The sequence below is a fragment of the Pantoea cypripedii genome (assembly GCF_011395035.1).
In the GTDB taxonomy this organism is placed as follows: Bacteria; Pseudomonadota; Gammaproteobacteria; order Enterobacterales; family Enterobacteriaceae; genus Pantoea; species Pantoea cypripedii_A.
On the sequence record NZ_CP024768.1, the window covers coordinates 2,623,191 to 2,640,016 of the forward strand.

Below are 16,826 nucleotides of genomic sequence, written 5' to 3' on the forward strand. Positions count from 1 at the left end.
AACGTTCGGTTGGCTCAAGTATCGCAACCCGTTGGTTTCTCACGCTGCCGTAATTGCCGGAGCAGCGGCATTTCCTGTCAAAATCGTCAGCCTTTTTAGCAGGGAAATGTTTTCAGTATCCCCGGTTACGATCGATCACACCGACCATCGGTTCGCCGCGCTGATAGCGGCGCAGATTGTCGAGCAGTGCCGCTACCGCGCTGTCGGTTTGCGTCTGACTGGCGATATGCGGCGTCAGCCAAATGGCCGGATGGTGCCAGAACGGATGTCCGGCTGGCAGCGGCTCGGGATCGGTCACATCGATCACCGCCGCGCTGAGCTGACCACTCGCCAGCGCCGCCAGCAGGTGATCATCATTGAGCTGTGGTCCACGTCCTACCTGTACCAGTGCCGCACCGCTGGGCAGGCGGGCAAAGAGTTCCGCATTGAGTAACCCGCGCGTGCTGTCGGTAAGCGGCAGCAGGCACACCAGGATGTCGCTCTGGGCGAGAAACGCATCCAGTTGCTCGCTGCCATGCCAGCAGCGTACACCGTCGATCTCGCGTGGCGTCCGGCTCCAACCCGCGCAGTTAAAACCGAGCGACACCAGCTGCTTCAGCGCGGCCTGGCCGAGTTCTCCCAATCCCATCACCCCGACACGGCGCTCTCCGGCGGTATGTATTTTGTGGGTTTGCCACTGCTGCTCGCGCTGCTGTTGGAAGTAGCGCGGCATGTCGCGATGCAGCCCCAGCACGGCAAAAGTCACGTACTCCACCATGCCCTGCGTCAGGCCGGGTTCGATCATGCGCACCACCGGCAGATCCGGCGGCAGCGTGCTGAGGTCAAACTGATCAGCGCCTGCCCCTACTGACAGCAGCGCTTGCAGGTTTGGGAAGGTCGCCAGAATATTTTCCGGTGGCTGCCAGGCAATCAATACTTCAACCTGGGTGGCATCACCAATATCTGGCCAGATATGCAGCTGGATATCCGGCGCGTGCTGCGCCAGCCAGCGTTGCCAGTGCGCCCCGCGCACCGGGTCCGATTTATAGGCGATATGCATCAGGCCATCGCCTGGGTCATCAACCCAAACGCCTGCATCTCACCGACCTGCGGTGACCACGGCGTTCCCCGTATCATGGTGGTGGGGGCATCAACCTGCGCCAGCCCCAGCGTTTCCAGCCAGGCGGCCAGCGGCTGCGCACCGTCGGTATCGATGCGGACAAATTCGCCGCCCAGCCCCTGCATCAATGCGGCTACCAGCGCCTGCGCCACCGGCAGGCTTTGTGCGATCACCGGGCCAATCGACCAGCCATGACCAAAACGCCGCAGACTGGCAAAACCGTGGATACGCTGCTGGGCATCCTGCAAAATCACCGTCTGGCTGTCAGCAATCAGCTGGTTCAGCAAACGCGGACGCCACATGCCATGTGCCTGATGATCCAGCTCAGTCAGTAAATCGGCATCCACCGGGGTGGCATTACGCAGCGTCAGCCCGGCAGGGAGAATCACCTGCGGCACCGCCGCCAGCGCGCGTGTCTGATGCTGCTGGATATGGCCGGTGACGTTGAAACCGAGCTTTGCATACAGCCCTCTGCCCATTTCGGTCGCGTGCAGACGCACGTTGCAGCCAGGAAATTTCTCCAGCAACGCCAGCATCAGCTGCTTGCCAACGCCGCGCCCCTGAAACTGGTCATTGACGATCACCAGACCAATGGTGGCGGACTGCTCCCCCCAGCGCCAGCCGATAGCGCTGCCGAGGTAAGCACCGTCTTCCTCGGCCACCACACCGTCACCCAGCTGTTGCGCCTGCAACCAATCTTCACGGCGATGCGGCCACTTCAGGTGCTGCGTCATGGCAAAACCCTGTTCAATGTCGTCCGCCGTCATCGCACGTAATGTGATACTCATGTGTTGCTCCTTACATCATGCCTGGCGCGTCAAGGCCACTGCCATCAACCAGACGGGAATAACGATAAGGGGTCGGATCCACCACCGGCGTGCCGTCGGTCGCCAGATCGGCTGCCAGTCGCCCGGCCCCCGGACCAATACCAAAACCGTGTGCGCTGTACCCGGCTGAGATCACCAGCCCCGGCAATTTTGCCACGGTGGAGATCACCGGAATGGCATCCGGCGTGCTGTCGATCATGCCGCCCCAGGATTGCGCCAGCCTGAGATTTGCCAGCGCCGGATACTCTTTACGCATCGCCGCCAGCCCCTCTTCAACGATGCTGGCATCGGCTGCCGGGTCGAGAATACGCACCCGTTCAAATGGCGACTGGCGATCAAACTCCCAACTGCCCAGCGCTTCCGGGCCTGAAAAGAACGGTCTGATGCCAGGATTGAATTTAAGATTTTTGCGACGGCTTTTGAAAGTCGGATAGAACTGACGCGCGTAGCGAATGCCCTGCGCACCGGGTTCAAGACGACCGCGACCAGACACCGAAACGGTGTAGCTGCCGTCGAGCTGCGGGCGGCAGGCAAAACCTGGGGTGTACAGCGGCATCGTAATCGCCTGTTCAATCGGCTGGGTGCGGAAGGCCGTGCCGATCACGTTGCCAAGCGGCAGATCGATACCATGACGGCGACAGAACATCGAGGTCCAGGCCCCGGCGGCACAAATCACCCGGCTGGTTTTGATCAGGCCACGTTCGGTCCACACGCCACTGACCCGGCCAGCCGCAATATCCAGGCCGCGCACCGCACATTGCTGGAACACCCGCGCGCCAAGACGTTGTGCACCGATCACCAGCCCGGCAGAAGCCAGGCGTGGCTCGGCATGACCATCGGTGGGTGAGGACACCCCACCGAGCCAGGGGGTGGTGCTGCCCGGCGTCATCGCTTTGGCCTGTTCGGCGCTGAGCATATCGCTGCGCACCCCATAGTTTTTTGCCATCCGGCCCCATTTTTCCCAGGCGGCGATGTCTGCTTCGTTACGTGTGGCATACACCAGACCACTGCGGCGGAATCCCAGTTCTTCGCCGGTGGCCGCGTTGAGTTCACCCCAACGCTGGAGCGCATAGATGATCAGTGGCAGTTCGCGTTCATCGCGGTTCTGCTGACGGCACCAGCCCCAGTTACGGCTCGACTGCTCCGCCCCCACCAGCCCTTTTTCCACCAGCACCACTTTTAAACCCTGCTGGGCCAGCTCCCAGGTGGCGGCAGAACCGGCGATACCGGCACCAATCACCACCACATCGGCGGACTCAGGGAAATCAGCACTGTCCTGTACATAACGAATCGGCGCAGGCATAACGTTATTACCTCAATGATTGAAAATATTCTGCGATGCGCGATAAATCGCGCCGCTACGGTATGTGCGTTTATTCTGCCTTCAGCACTTCTTCGTGCTCATCGAGCCAGCCCTGACGCAACTCGGGCACGGCACGTTTCAGGCGTTCGAAATACAGCTCGCTGGTCGGCTTATCATAAACTGCCCGGGCAATCTGCGTCACAATCCGACCACTTTTCATCACCACGATATCATCGCAAACGGCGCGCACCGCGTGCATGTCGTGGCTGATAAACAGCACCGACAGCCCCAGCTCGCGCCGCAGTTCGCTGATCAGATCCAGCACCGCCGCCGCGACTACGGTGTCGAGCGCCGAAGTGACTTCATCGCACAGGATCAGATCCGGCTCAGCGGCCAGTGCCCGTGCGAGGTTGACGCGCTGTTTTTGCCCGCCGGAGAGCGCCCACGGACGCCGCCATAACACGCTGCGCGGCAGTTTGACCAGGTCGAGCAACTGATGCAGCCGTTGTTCACGCGCCGCACCACTCAGGCCGTGAAACAAGGCCAGCGGACGTGACAGGATGCGTTCAACGCTGTGCGCCGGATTCAGTGCAGTGTCCGCCATCTGGAACACATACTGGATGCGGCGCAGCTCGTTGTCGGGCCGCTTGTGCATGTCACCATTAATGTAGTGACCATTGAATAACAGATGCCCCTGGCTCGGCGCATTCAGCCCGGCAATGGCGTGCGCCAGCGTGGTTTTACCGGATCCCGATTCGCCAATAATGCCGATCGCCTGCCCTTTCCACAGCCTGAGGTTGATGTCTTCGAGGATGCGGATTTTAGGCTGACCATCGCTGCCGCGTGGACCATAACCGGCACAGAGATCGCGGACTTCCAGCAAGGGCTGCATCTCTGCGGTGGCAATGCTCCAGCTGCTCGGGCGCTCGCTCTGACGCGCGGCATCCATCAGCAATTGGGTGTATTCCGCCTGTGGGGCAGCAATCAGGCGTTCGGTGCTGCCGTATTCGGCCATCTGACCGCGTAACAGCACCAGAATGCGGTCGGCCATTTGTGCCACCACCGCCAAATCGTGGCTGACATAGATTGCCGTGACGCCGCGCTGGGCGACCACGCGGCGAAACGCCTTCAGCACCTCCACCTGTGTGGTTACATCCAGTGCGGTGGTCGGTTCATCGAGAATCACCACATCCGGATCGCCAATCAGCGCCATCGCCGTCATCAAACGCTGCAACTGGCCACCGGATACCTGATGCGGAAAGCGATCACCGATAGTGTCCGGATTAGGCAGCGCCAGCTCGCGAAACAACGCGATAGCCTTCTCTTTCGCCGCTTTGCGCTTCATGCTGCCGTGGATCACCACCGGCTCGATCACCTGATCAAGAATGCGCATGCCAGGGTTAAACGACGCCGCCGCGCTCTGCGCGATATACGCCACTTTGTTACCGCGAAACTCGCGCAGCTGGCCGGGTGACAGGTGGCGGACATCGGTGCCGGCCACATGGATCATGCCGTCAGCGATACGACAGCCATGACGCGCATAACCCATCAGCGCCATGGCGATAGTGGTTTTGCCAGAGCCGGATTCACCTATCAGCGCCAGCACTTCGCCCTTCTGCACGGTAAAACGAATGTCGGAAACCAGATCGATTTCTTCGCCTTTGTCGGTCTGCGCGGTGACACGCAGGTTCTCGACAGCGATCACCGGCATCGCGGTGTGCGGTGTCACGTTCATGCTCCCTCCAACACCCGGCTCAGCGGACGCATCGCCTGCAGGCTGTCGATAAACAGGTTGGCCCCAATGGTCAGGCTGGCGATCGCCACCGCCGGCATCAGTACCGCAGGTGAACCATCAAACAAACCCTGGATGTTTTCGCGTACCAGCGTGCCCCAGTCGGCATACGGCGGTTGAACACCGAGGCCGAGGAAGCTCAGGCCGCTGAGCAGCAACACGATGTAGACGAAACGCAGACCGAAATCGGTCAGCATCGGGTGCACCATATTCGGCAGAATGTCGTGGATGGCGATATTCCAGCGACTTTCCCCGCGCAGTTTAGAGGCGCGCACGTAATCCATATTGCGCAGGCTGCTGGCCATGGCAAAGGCGATACGAAATGCGCCTGGCCAGTAGGTAAATATCGCCGTGAGAATCAGCATCGGCAGGGAAGAACCGAACACCGCCACAATCATCAGCGACAGCACTTTGCCCGGCAGGACCAGCAGCGCATCGTTGACGCGTCCCAGCAGTTCCTCCAGCCAGCGCCCGGTGACGGCTGCCAGCAATGCCAGCAACGTACCAATCAGGCTGGCCCCGATCGCCGCACTGAGCGCCAGGCCGATGGAGAACTTCGCGCCATACAGAATGCGGCTGAGTATGTCGCGCCCCAGATAGTCGGTACCCAGCCAGTTATCTGCGGTAAAGCCACCCAGCATCGGACCGCCGCCAATATCTTCGACGCTGTGCGGTGCCAGTTGCGTGCCGAATAACGCCATCAACACCCAGAACAGCGAGATCAACAGGCCAAAGCGACCGGAGATCGATAGCGACTGAAAAAAGCGCCAGGGTAGTAGCAAGCTATTCATCAGCTCCTCCATTTCGGGTTAAAGGCGATGGTGAGAATGTCGGCGGCCAGCAACAACAGCAGGTAGCAGGCGGCAAACAGCATCACGCAAAATTGCACCACCGGCAGATCGCGGTTGCTGACCGCATCGACCAGCGCGCTGGCGAGTCCGGGGTAACTGAAGATGGTTTCGATGATGATCACGCCACCAAACAGATACGACAGGCTGAGCGAGATGGAGTTAGCAATCGGGCCGACGGCGTTAGGCAGCGCATGACGCAGCACCGCCCGCAGTGGCGATACGCCTTTTAAGCGCGCCATCTCCAGATAAGGGCTGTCGAGCTGATTGATGATGGCGGCACGCGTCATACGTGCCATTTGCGCCACCAGCACGCAGCACAGCGTCAGCACCGGTAACGCATAGGACTTCAGGTAACTGAGCAGGCTCATATCCGGGCTGCCGAACGACATCGCCGACACCCAATGCAGTTTCACCGCAAAAATCAGCACCGCCACCGTCGCCACCAGAAATTCCGGCACCGCGACCGTCGCCATGGTGCTGACCACGAGGAAGCGATCGATCAGCGAACCTCGCTTCATCGCCGCCGCAATGCCGATCACCAGCGCCAGCGGGACGCAGATCAGCGTGGTGATCGCCGCCAGCTGGAAGGTGGCCGGAATACGCTGCGCCACCAGCTGGGCCACCGGCAAGTGGCTGGCGAACGAGATGCCGAAATCACCCCGCAGCATGCCACCCAGCCAGCTGAAATAACGCACCAGCAGCGGCTGATCCAGCCCGAGCTGCTGGCGTAACGCCGCCACCGTTTCCGGTGTGGCGTTTTGCCCCAGAATCATCTGCGCCGCGTCACCGGGCAGCAGGCTGGTGATAAAAAACACCACCGCCGAGACGATAAGTAAAGTCAGGACGCCCGCGCCTGCGCGCCGGGCAATCAGGAACATCATGTATCGGTTCATCGGCGTACTCCTCTCAGGGTTAGAGATCAGGCAGAGAGCCAGGCAAACTCATGGAAGCGATAACCCATCATCATGCCTGATGGCCATGCCTCCACCCCTTTCACCTTCTTGTTGTAACCATCAGTGGAGCTGATAAAAGTCGGGATAATGGTGCCGCAGTGGTCGTAAATCAGCGTCTGCATATCGCCGTACATCTGCTTGCGTTTCGCCTGATCGCGTTCACCCCGCGCGGCCACCACCAGTTGGTCAAACTGATCGTTTTTCCAGCCGGATTCGTTGTTGGAAGCGGTGGAGAGATAGAACTGGGAGAACAGCATATCCAGCGTCGGACGCGGGTTGATGGAGCCATAACCGACCGGATCTTTGGTCCAGTGCGTTGACCAGTAGCCGTCATAGGGCACACGACGCACCTTGAAGTTCACCCCGGTGTTACGCGCGACCTGCTGAATCAGCTGACCGCCCTCCACTGCCCCTTCGATATTTGGCGTGGTGATGATTTCCACGTTGGCACCGACCATGCCAGCTTTTTTGAAGTGGAATTTGGCTTTTTCCACATCCAGCGGACGGGGTTTCAGCTCCGCGTTGTACAACGGATGCCACGGCGGTACTGGCGTGTCATTACTGACATCGCCATATCCCTGCAACACGGTTTTCACCAGCATTTCGCGCGGTTGCAGATACTTCATCCCCAGCACGAAATCTTCACTGCTGCCTGGCTTCACATCGGTACGCACGATCAGGTTGGTGTACATGCCGGATTTACTCTCCAGCACGCCAAAATCACTGGTCGCCTTGATGCGTTTGCAATCGGCGGCACTGAGGGTCGAGATAATATGCAGGTCGCCCGACATCAGCGCATTGACGCGCGCCGCCTGGTCGGTCACGCCCAGCAGTTCCACCTCGTCGAGATGCGGTAAGCCCGGTTTGAAGTAGTCAGGGTTTTTCACGCCGACGGTGCGCACGCCGGGGCTGAATTCTTTCAGTTTGAACGGGCCGGTGCCGATGCCTTTACTGAAATCTTTGGTGCCATCCTGCACGATCAGAAACGGTGCCGCCGCCAGCATGTAGGGGACGTCAAAGTTGGCATGAGCGAGTACCAGCTGCACGTCGTTATCATTGATGGCGGTGAAGGTTTTAAATTGATCGGCCAGCTTGAAGGCGTTGGAGGCCACGGCCGGATCTTTGTGGCGGCTCAGAGAGTAAATAACATCTTTCGCCGTCAGCGGTTTACCGTCGTGGAAGGTGACGCCCTTGCGCAGCGTAATCTGCCAGGTGATGCCGTCACTGGATTCCACCGATTCCGCCAGCCCCGGTTGAACTTGCAGGTTTTTGTCCAGTTCAGTCAGGCCGCTGTAGACCATAAATTGACGGGTGTAATCGCCGCTGTTGTTACCTTTGGCGGGGTCGAGGGTATCGGTTGCCGAGGCGTTGGCCATTGCCGCGCGCAGTTTGCCCCCTTTGACCGGCGTTTCCGCCGCAAACCCCATTTCCGGAAAACCGATCAGACCGGTGCTCATCACCGCACCGGCGGACAACAACTTCATCAGGCTACGACGGGACAGCGACCCTTCGGTCAGTGCACGCATCAGGGCCGGATTCACAGCGTCAGATTCTTTCTTAAATTTACTCATCTGCACACCCTCAATATGAAATGTTGCTTGTTTTGATAGCCATCATTGAAATCCGCACCCTCCCTCGTTGCGCAATAAATTGCGCCGCTACGGGGGAATGCACATATTGGTAGCGGCGCGATTTATCGCGCGGTTATACGCAAGGGGATATCAGGAGAGCCGGTCCTTAGCTTTGTAATACAAGCCCGCGAGCGGCAAAAACCACGGTTTGCCGTGGTAACCGGGCAACGCAGGCCAGGCCGCACGCTGCCACGGGTTATCATTGTTTTTCCCGGCCAGCACATCAGCCATCACCCGCCCCATCCAGGTTGACATCTGGGTGCCATGCCCGCTGTAGCCGAGGGAATAGAACACGCCGTCATGCTCACCGGCACGCGGCAGCCGGTCGGCGGTCATATCGACCATGCCGCCCCAGCAGTAATCAATGCGTGCCTTACCCAACTGCGGGAACAGCGCGGTCATGGCCGCCCGTAACACTTCACCGCTGCGTGAGTCCGATGTTGGGTTACTGACGGCAAAGCGGGCGCGGCCACCAAACACCAGACGACGGTCGGCCGTGGTACGGAAATAGTTACCAATATTTAGCGAGGTGACGTAAGTACGATCCTGCGGCAGGATCTGGTGCAGCAGCTCATCGCCCAGCGGTTCTGTCACCACAATAAAGCTGCCCACCGGCACGATGCGGCGCTGGAACCACGGAAACGGCCCCTCATTGGACACGCCGGTCGCCATCAGCACCTTGTCAGCCACGATTTCGCCTTTAGCGGTGGTGATACGATGGCGATAGCCGTTCAGACGGGTTAACCCGGTGACTGCGTGGTGCGGGAATATCTTCGCCCCACTGCGCGCGGCGGCTTCCGCCAGCCCGACACCAAATTTCCCCATATGCATCTGACCGCCACGCTTTTGCAGCAGGCCACCGTGAAAAGCATCGCTGCCCACTTCACGGCGGATGTCATCTTTGCTGATAAGCTCGATCTCCGGGTCCACGGTGTCGCGCATCAGTTGCCAGGCGCTGCGCAGGCCAGGAAAGTGCGTGGCCTTGCTGGCGAGTTTCAGTTTGCCGCACAAGCGGAAGTCACAATCGATTTGCTCGTCCTGCACCAGTTGTTCGACATAGCTCACCGCCCCATCGAAAGCACGATAGAAACGGCTAGCCTGCTCCAACCCCTGGCTGGCAACCAGCGCGGCAAAGTTTTGCGAGACGCCGGTATTGCAGTGGCCACCGTTACGCGCCGAGGCCTGGCTCATGATGTCGCCGCTTTCCAGCAGCACCACATCGATACCGCTCCGTGCCAGGCTGAGCGCCGCGGAGACGCCGGTAAAGCCACCACCAATCACCACCACGCTGGCCGTGGCGGGCAGCGCACCCGTGGCTGCGCCAGTAAATTGTGGTGCGGTGGCCTGCCAGAAGGATTCGAGTTTCATTGCGCTGCCCTCCTGGCTTAGAGTCCAACCACAGCGGGCAGACCGCCGATATCTTTGATCTCGGTGTAGCCGTATGCCGGGTTGGCGGGGTCATGACCGCGGTTGACCCACACCTTATTGGTGATCCCCATGTCATGGCAGGTCATCAGGTCATAACGCAGGCTGGAGGAAACGTGCAGGATCTCGTCCGGGCGGCAATCGAGTTTTTCCAGCATGTATTCAAAGCCTTTCATCTGCGGCTTATAGGCGCCGACTTCTTCTGCGGTGATCGCCATATGGATCGGTGCACCGAGACGCGGAATATGATGCGGCAGCAGGTCTTTCATCGAGTTGGAAAGCAGCACCAGCGGGAATTCTTGCGCCACTTTCGCCAGACCGGCAGGCACATCCGCATGCGGCCCCCAGGTGGCACAGTCGGTGTAGATAAAGTCGCTGTCGGCCTTGTCCCACTGCACGCCCCACTTGTGACAGGCGCGTTGCAGCGCGTTGCTCACCACGTCGTAATAGGGTTTCCATGCGCCCAGCACTTCATCCATGCGGTAACGGGCGAAATCGGTGGTGAACGCCAGCATCGCTTCCGGCGCGACGCGTTGTCTGAAGCAGCGCTCAGCCGCCCCGGCCATATCGAAGTTGATCAAAGTGCCGTAGCAATCAAAGGTGATGTATTTCGGTTTAAACAGTGCCATGACGCGACCTCGTCGTTGTCTGAAACGGAAATTAAAAATCGATTAATACACTCTTCTGGCGCTGGCAGGCCTGGAAAGCCTGACGCCCCAGATCCTTGCCAATACCGGAGCCAAGGAAGCCACCGGTGGGGATAATAAAATCGCCGGAACGGCCATAGCGGTTGATCCACACGGTGCCGGATTCAAGGGCGCGCATTGCCCGCATCGCCCGTGGCAGGCTCAGGGTGTGTACCCCGGCGCACAGGCCATAGGTTTCATGCGCCGCCAACTGTAGCCCTTCCTCTTCGTCGTCAAACTCCTGCACGGTCAGCACCGGGCCAAAGATTTCCTGCTGCACTGCCGGATTATCAGGTGCCACACCAGACAGCAGCGTGGGTTGCCAGAACCAGCCTTCAGCGGTGTCGGCAAAGCGTTCACCCCCCACCAGCACCTCCGCCCCCTGCGCTTTGGCGGCTGCGATCACCGACGCCACTTTGTGCCCCTGACGTTCGTCGATAAGCGGTGCATAGCGGCTGTCATCCTGCCAGGTGACACCCGGACGCGGTTGCTGGCACAGCGTGACCAGGCGATCCAGCAACGGTTGTGCGATGCCACGCTGCACAATCAGACGCGTACCGGCCACACAGGCCTGGCCGCCATTGGCGGTGAAGCCGCGCAGGATACGCTGCGCCAGCAACTCGATATCACCCGCATCATCGAACACCAGCTGCGGGCTTTTACCGCCCAGCTCAAGGGTGACCGGTTTCATGCCGTGCTGTGCCGCATCGCTCATGATGCGTGCACCGGTCACGGTGGAACCGGTAAAGGAGACTTTGCGCACCAGCGGATGGGTGACCAGCGCATGACCGGTCACCGCCCCGCTGCCCTGCACAATATTCAGGATGCCCGCCGGTAAACCGGCCAGCACAGCCAGTTCAGCCATACGCACGGTGGAGAACGGTGTCAGTTCAGAGGGTTTCAGCACCACCGCGTTGCCCGCCGCCAGCGCCGGACCACATTTCCACGACGCCATCGACAGCGGGAAATTCCACGGGGTGATCGCGCCGATGACGCCATAAGGTTCAGAGATCAGCATGCCGAGGCTGCTCTCTTTAGTCGGGAACAGGTCGCCGCTGTATTTGTCAGCGCACTCGGCGTAGAAACGAATGGCTTCGGCGGTGAAGGGAATTTCATGCTGCACCACGTCACTGATTGGGCGGGTGGAGCCGAGTGCTTCCAGCTGCGCCAGCAGCAGATCGCTCTCAATCAGGTCGGCCCAGCGACGCAGCACTTTGCCACGTTCGCGCGGTGGGCAGCTGCGCCAGCCACTGGTGGCTAATGCGCGATGGGCGATGCTGACCGCCCGATCCACATCCGCTGCGGTGGCGTCGTTCAGGCTGGCATAGACTTTGCCATCAGAGGGCCGTTTAACGGCAAAAGACGCGCCCTGGGTAGAGCAATGCTGTCCATCAATATAATGTCCGGCGGGTAAAGAAACTTTTTCAGGGTCGAAACTTAACATGGAAAAATCCTTATTTGTTACACCCGTCATTAGCGTGCTAATTAAAACTTCTCGCCATACTTATCTGTGCTGTTAATAAGCTAATGCAGAAAGTATGCCAGCCCATCAAAAAATAATAATGCGTAAAAAACAGCCCAAAAAAATTTTCTGCCGTATTGGCGAGCTAAATTTTGCGGAATTGCCGAAGCAATAAACAGATGATTTACTTCACAAAATACGTGCATCCCTTTGGTGCACCTCGCATGAAACTTGCACTAAAACAGCGAATGCCGGGAAAAACATGACATTGCGCACAAAATAAAAAGCGCCTGTTACCAAAGGCAACAGGCGCTGAGCGGTTTGTTTGTTAATTTTTAATCAGAGACTGCCAATATGAAATGTTTTCTGCTCCAGATACTCTTCTATTCCGTAACGTGATCCTTCGCGTCCCAACCCGGATAATTTAATTCCGCCAAAAGGTGCGGCATCTAATGAAATGGCTCCGGTATTAAATCCCACCATACCAAATTCCAGCGCTTCTGCTACGCGCCACGCCCGCCGAATATTTTCGGTGAAGAAATAAGCACCGAGACCATAAGGCGTATCATTCGCCATGGCGATGGCTTCCGCTTCATCATCAAAAATAAACAGCGGCGCGACCGGTCCAAAGGTTTCTTCATGGGCGATGCGCATCCGGCTGGTAACATTGCCCAGCACCGTTGGCTGAACAAACGTGCCGTTGGGCGGGCTGATGCCCCCCGTCAGCAGGGTTGCCCCCTGGCTCAGCGCATCATCAATATGGCTGTTCACCTTCTCCACCGCACGATCATTGATCAACGGACCGAGGGTACTTTGCGTATCAAAACCGTCGCCGACTTTTAACGTCGCCACCGCGGCCAGTAAACGGGCGCTGAAGCGTTCATAAATGCCGCGCTGCACCAGGATGCGGTTGGCGCAGACGCAGGTTTGTCCGGCATTGCGGAACTTGCTCGCCATCACCCCGGCAATCGCAATCTCCAGGTCGGCATCGTCAAACACGATCAATGGCGCGTTGCCACCCAGTTCCAGGCTCAGGCGCTTCACGCTGTCGGCACTTTGCTGCATCAGCAACTGGCCGATACGGGTTGATCCGGTGAAGGAAATTTTGCGTACCGTGCGGCTGGCGGTAAGCGTACTGCCGATATCGGCTGGCAGGCCGGTCAGCACCTGAAGCACGCCGCTCGGGAAGCCTGCACGCTCGGCCAGTACTGCCAATGCCAGCGCAGATAACGGCGTCAGTTCAGAGGGTTTAACAATGATGGGGCAACCCGCCGCCAGCGCCGGAGCAACTTTGCGGGTGATCATCGCAATCGGGAAGTTCCATGGCGTGATGGCGGCGGCCACACCCACTGGCTGTTTCAGCACCAGAATACGGCGATCTTCACTCGGGGCCGGAATGGTATCGCCATAGATACGGCGTGCCTCTTCGGCGAACCATTTGACAAAACTGGCCCCGTACAGCACCTCGCCTTTGGCTTCCGCCAGCGGTTTGCCTTGTTCGGCGGTCATAATAATGGCCAGGTCATCCGCATTTGCCAGGATCAGCTGATGCCACTTTTCCAGCAGCGCCGCGCGGGTGGCGTTCGGCGTCTTACCCCAGCTGATGCGCACCGATTCGGCATAATCTATCGCCTGTTCGGTTTCAGCCGCACCCAGTGCCGGGATGGTCACCAGCGTTTCCTGAGTAGAAGGATCGACAACCGGCAGCGTCGCGCCGCTGTGCGCATCCTGCCAGCGACCGCCAAACAACGCCTGCTGGCGCAATAACTCCGCATCTTTCAGTTGAATTCGCGACATGCTTTTCCCCTGTGTCTGTGTCATTTCACTGTAACGTGACGGCACAGCGCAGGATGTTTTTCTGCGAGAACGAAATGACACAGCTACGCGTTTTGCGACGGGAAAAGAAATTTTATGCTGTGCGGCTCGAACGAGCCGCAGGCAGGAGATTAGATCTGGAAGTCGATAGCGGGTTCTTCGCCGGTTTCGTAAGAAAGCGCCTGACGTTTGATCTCTTCCAGCGACAGGTTGGCGTTACAGAGTTCAAGGAACTGCCAGACATAGTTACGTTGCAGCTGGCCGCGTTTCAGACCCAGCCAGACGGTGTTGGCATCGAACAAATGACGGGCATCGATTTTCACCAGGTCTTCACCATCGTAGATATTGCACGCCTGGTCGGCGAGGATGCCGACGCCGAGACCCAGTTCGACATAGGTTTTCACCACATCAGAATCCTGGGCGCTGAGCACGATATCCGGCTTTAATCCAGCAGCCTGAAACGCACGGTCAACACGCGAACGTCCGGTGATACCCTGACGGTAGGTGATCAGCGGATAGCGGCTCAGCTGACCCAGCGATACCGGCTCCGTCTGCAACAATTCATGGTCGTGCGGCACCAGCAGAGAGTGATGCCAGCTAAACCACGGGAAGGCCGCCAGGCTGGCGTTATTCACCAGTTGTTCACTGGCGATACCGATATCCGCTTCCCCCGCCAGTAGCATCGCCACAATTTCCTGCGGCGATCCCTGGTTCAGTTCCAGCCGCACATTCGGATAGAGCTGGCGGAAGGCTTTGATCACCCGTGGCAGACTGTAACGCGCCTGAGTGTGGGTGGTGGCGATGGTCAGCACCCCGCTGGTTTCATTGGTAAACACATCGGCGAGGCGGCGGACTTTGCCCGCTTCATCAAGGATGCGTTCAGCAATGGTCAGCAGCGCTTTGCCCGGTTCCGTCATCCCCAGCAGACGTTTACCGCGACGGATAAAAATTTCGACGCCGAGTTCATCTTCCAGATCGCGAATATGGCGACTGACCCCGGATTGCGAGGTAAAGAGCGTGTTGGCGACTTCAGTCAGGTTGAACTCGCAACGGGCTGCTTCACGTATAATTTTAAGTTGCTGGAAATTCACACCCTTTTCTCCTTGTTCCTGCCCCTGTTTCATCCATGTTATGAAGTTGGTAGCAGTACAACAAATAATAAAAAACGGTTTGTTATGCGGATAAGTAATAAGGGTGGGAGTCCTGCCTGAGAGCAGCGGTCTGGTTCCGTAGGGGGTCTGCCCGCCAGCAGCGGTTTGGCTCTGAGAAGGTTCCGCCCGCCAGGCATGGCCGAGTTTCAGCACCCCGTCTGAAAGACCGTGCTATCTGAATTGCGCGATAAATCGCGCCGCTACAACTGCGTGCAGTTATTTGTAGCGGCGTGATTTATCGCGCAAAAAGCAATGGAGAAATCAACGGAAAGTAAAAGACATGCAGCGAGGGGTTAGCGCCATCCGGACTCGCTGAGCGCGGGAGCGATTCCAGGATGAGCCGCATGGATGCGGCGCAAGGCCGGGGAATGCAAAGGGGGCGGCCAGGCCCCCTTTGCTCGATCGCCGCACGGGCGAACTGAAACTACTTCAGCCCCTGGCGAACGAAATCGCTCTGAAGCGAACAAAATCACTCCGAAACGAACCAGCAAGTGTCGGGCGCAGCCTGACCGGTCGCCCCCGACCGCAATCAACCCACCAACATTAATTCACGATCTTCCACCATCGGCTTATTCAGCAGTGACAGCAGAATATTTTTCACCGCCTGCGCTGACGGCGACAGCGGCAAGCGCGCAGACACATTCAGTGACAGCGGCAGATTCAGCGATGGGCTGTTGATACGCGCCATCCAGGCATGGGTCGAGCTAACCAGCGCACGGGCAGCCGATTCCGGCAGAACGGTAACGCCCATACCGCTCGATACCGCAGCTGTCAGCGTTGAAATCGATTCAATCTCGCCAATAATGCGCGCGCTAAGGCGACGCAGGGAGAAGGCTTCATCCACACGCTTACGTACCGCGCTGTAATCGCGTGGCAGGAACAGGTTCATCTGCGCCACATCGGCCAGATCCACCGTCGCTCCCGGGCAATCGGTCGCACCGACCAGATACAATTCTTCTTTCATCAGCGGAATGCTGTTGATGCCGGCAGTCGGTGCACGGTCGTACAACACCGCCATATCCAGCTGGCCGTTCATCACTTTCTCATTGAGTGAAGTACCGCTGTTTTCATGCAGATACACCAGCACATCCGGGTACTGCTCGCGCACGGTTTGCAGCAATGGCATAGTCAGCGATGACGCTGCGGTGCCCGGAGCCAGACCAATCGAAACCTGGCCATTCAGCGCCTGACCCGCATTGATCACCGCCGTCTGCGCCTGTTCGCACTGACGCAGGATGGTGCGTGCGTGGGCATAAAGAATTTTACCGGCTTCCGTCGGCGTTACGCCGCGTTTGGTACGAATCAGCAGTTGCTGATCCAGTTCGTTCTCCAGCGTCGCCACCTGCTGGCTAAGCGCGGGCTGCGCAATATGCAACACTTCTGCTGCCTGAGTCAGGCTGCCGATATCGACGATTTTTACAAAGTATTTCAGTCGTCTTAAGTTCATTTTGCCTCCGTCACGGATCCCCGAATGCCCAATAATTATTGGTGCTCTTAGCCTGCTGGCTTGTGGTGATACAGGTTGCAATATGCAGGCCAGGTTTTATCAAAACACGTAAAAGCTTTACCGGATTTTTCCTAACGACGCGGAAAATAAGCGTTTCTGATTACCACTTTAGAGGTAATAAGCGCAGCACATGGCACGGATTGTTGAAAGATTACGCGCAATGCACCGCAATGGTGCATAAAATGCGAGCCAGATGTGCAAAAAAGTGATGACCCGACGACTCTTTTTAGTGCACTGAATGGCGTCAGCATGGGCAAAGACAAGGAAAATCAGGAAGTTAAATGAAGGTTATATGACAAAACCAACAGGAAAACTTATCACACG

At 58.3% G+C, this 16,826-nt stretch carries 13 protein-coding genes; all 13 read right to left on the minus strand.

Going from position 1 to position 16,826, the window contains the following annotated elements; translation table 11 throughout:
* Positions 1 to 112: 112 nt before the first annotated feature.
* The 13 genes from CUN67_RS12190 to nac all read right to left on the minus strand — a co-directional run bounded on the left by CUN67_RS12190 (position 113) and on the right by nac (position 16,442).
* On the minus strand, positions 113 to 1,039 hold the full coding sequence (locus CUN67_RS12190) for a 2-hydroxyacid dehydrogenase (RefSeq protein ID WP_208715574.1): 927 nt from the start codon (positions 1,037 to 1,039) through the stop codon (positions 113 to 115).
* Positions 1,039 to 1,887 carry a GNAT family N-acetyltransferase gene (locus CUN67_RS12195; RefSeq protein WP_208715576.1) on the minus strand — a complete coding sequence of 283 codons (849 nt, stop codon included), beginning with the start codon at positions 1,885 to 1,887 and terminating at the stop codon, positions 1,039 to 1,041. The genes CUN67_RS12190 and CUN67_RS12195 overlap by 1 nt, the downstream gene beginning before the upstream one ends.
* A 10-nt stretch (positions 1,888 to 1,897) precedes the next feature.
* Positions 1,898 to 3,229 carry an NAD(P)/FAD-dependent oxidoreductase gene (locus CUN67_RS12200; protein ID WP_208715578.1) on the minus strand — a complete coding sequence of 444 codons (1,332 nt, stop codon included), beginning with the start codon at positions 3,227 to 3,229 and terminating at the stop codon, positions 1,898 to 1,900.
* A 70-nt stretch (positions 3,230 to 3,299) separates the two neighbouring features.
* A complete protein-coding gene (locus CUN67_RS12205) occupies positions 3,300 to 4,964 on the minus strand; it encodes an ABC transporter ATP-binding protein (protein ID WP_208715579.1) in 1,665 nt (554 codons plus the stop codon).
* The gene (locus CUN67_RS12210) at positions 4,961 to 5,812 is read right to left on the minus strand and encodes an ABC transporter permease (protein WP_208715580.1); all 852 of its coding nucleotides are present in this window, start codon (positions 5,810 to 5,812) and stop codon (positions 4,961 to 4,963) included. Before CUN67_RS12210 ends, CUN67_RS12205 begins: the two co-directional genes overlap by 4 nt.
* On the minus strand, positions 5,812 to 6,765 hold the full coding sequence (locus tag CUN67_RS12215; protein ID WP_208715581.1) for an ABC transporter permease: 954 nt from the start codon (positions 6,763 to 6,765) through the stop codon (positions 5,812 to 5,814). Before CUN67_RS12215 ends, CUN67_RS12210 begins: the two co-directional genes overlap by 1 nt.
* A 26-nt stretch (positions 6,766 to 6,791) precedes the next feature.
* Positions 6,792 to 8,396: an ABC transporter substrate-binding protein gene (locus tag CUN67_RS12220; RefSeq protein ID WP_208715582.1), complete on the minus strand. Its 1,605-nt coding sequence runs from the start codon at positions 8,394 to 8,396 to the stop codon at positions 6,792 to 6,794.
* A 150-nt stretch (positions 8,397 to 8,546) separates the two neighbouring features.
* Complete coding sequence (locus tag CUN67_RS12225) at positions 8,547 to 9,824, minus strand: NAD(P)/FAD-dependent oxidoreductase (RefSeq protein WP_208715584.1); 1,278 nt, start codon at positions 9,822 to 9,824, stop codon at positions 8,547 to 8,549.
* Positions 9,825 to 9,841: 17 nt separating this feature from the next.
* Positions 9,842 to 10,510, minus strand: a complete 669-nt coding sequence (locus tag CUN67_RS12230; RefSeq protein WP_208715586.1) for a haloacid dehalogenase type II — start codon at positions 10,508 to 10,510, stop codon at positions 9,842 to 9,844.
* Between the two features lie 31 nt (positions 10,511 to 10,541).
* Positions 10,542 to 12,011 carry an aldehyde dehydrogenase family protein gene (locus CUN67_RS12235; RefSeq protein WP_208715588.1) on the minus strand — a complete coding sequence of 490 codons (1,470 nt, stop codon included), beginning with the start codon at positions 12,009 to 12,011 and terminating at the stop codon, positions 10,542 to 10,544.
* 357 nt (positions 12,012 to 12,368) lie between these two features.
* On the minus strand, positions 12,369 to 13,826 hold the full coding sequence (locus CUN67_RS12240) for an NAD-dependent succinate-semialdehyde dehydrogenase (RefSeq protein WP_208715590.1): 1,458 nt from the start codon (positions 13,824 to 13,826) through the stop codon (positions 12,369 to 12,371).
* Positions 13,827 to 13,975: 149 nt separating this feature from the next.
* Entirely contained in the window at positions 13,976 to 14,935 is a 960-nt protein-coding gene (gene cbl, locus CUN67_RS12245) for an HTH-type transcriptional regulator Cbl (RefSeq protein ID WP_208715598.1), read from the minus strand.
* 589 nt (positions 14,936 to 15,524) lie between these two features.
* Complete coding sequence (nac, locus tag CUN67_RS12250) at positions 15,525 to 16,442, minus strand: nitrogen assimilation transcriptional regulator NAC (protein WP_084875810.1); 918 nt, start codon at positions 16,440 to 16,442, stop codon at positions 15,525 to 15,527.
* Between the last annotated feature and the right edge of the window lie 384 nt (positions 16,443 to 16,826).

Coding starts and splice junctions, on each gene's coding strand:
- CUN67_RS12230 (WP_208715586.1), bottom strand. CDS start 10,510: ATGGCACTGTTTAAACCGAAATACATCACCTTTGATTGCTACGGCACT.
- CUN67_RS12190 (WP_208715574.1), bottom strand. CDS start 1,039: ATGCATATCGCCTATAAATCGGACCCGGTGCGCGGGGCGCACTGGCAA.
- CUN67_RS12220 (WP_208715582.1), bottom strand. CDS start 8,396: ATGAGTAAATTTAAGAAAGAATCTGACGCTGTGAATCCGGCCCTGATG.
- CUN67_RS12215 (WP_208715581.1), bottom strand. CDS start 6,765: ATGAACCGATACATGATGTTCCTGATTGCCCGGCGCGCAGGCGCGGGC.
- CUN67_RS12225 (WP_208715584.1), bottom strand. CDS start 9,824: ATGAAACTCGAATCCTTCTGGCAGGCCACCGCACCACAATTTACTGGC.
- nac (WP_084875810.1), bottom strand. CDS start 16,442: ATGAACTTAAGACGACTGAAATACTTTGTAAAAATCGTCGATATCGGC.
- CUN67_RS12195 (WP_208715576.1), bottom strand. CDS start 1,887: ATGAGTATCACATTACGTGCGATGACGGCGGACGACATTGAACAGGGT.
- CUN67_RS12210 (WP_208715580.1), bottom strand. CDS start 5,812: ATGAATAGCTTGCTACTACCCTGGCGCTTTTTTCAGTCGCTATCGATC.
- CUN67_RS12235 (WP_208715588.1), bottom strand. CDS start 12,011: ATGTTAAGTTTCGACCCTGAAAAAGTTTCTTTACCCGCCGGACATTAT.
- CUN67_RS12240 (WP_208715590.1), bottom strand. CDS start 13,826: ATGTCGCGAATTCAACTGAAAGATGCGGAGTTATTGCGCCAGCAGGCG.
- CUN67_RS12200 (WP_208715578.1), bottom strand. CDS start 3,229: ATGCCTGCGCCGATTCGTTATGTACAGGACAGTGCTGATTTCCCTGAG.
- CUN67_RS12205 (WP_208715579.1), bottom strand. CDS start 4,964: ATGAACGTGACACCGCACACCGCGATGCCGGTGATCGCTGTCGAGAAC.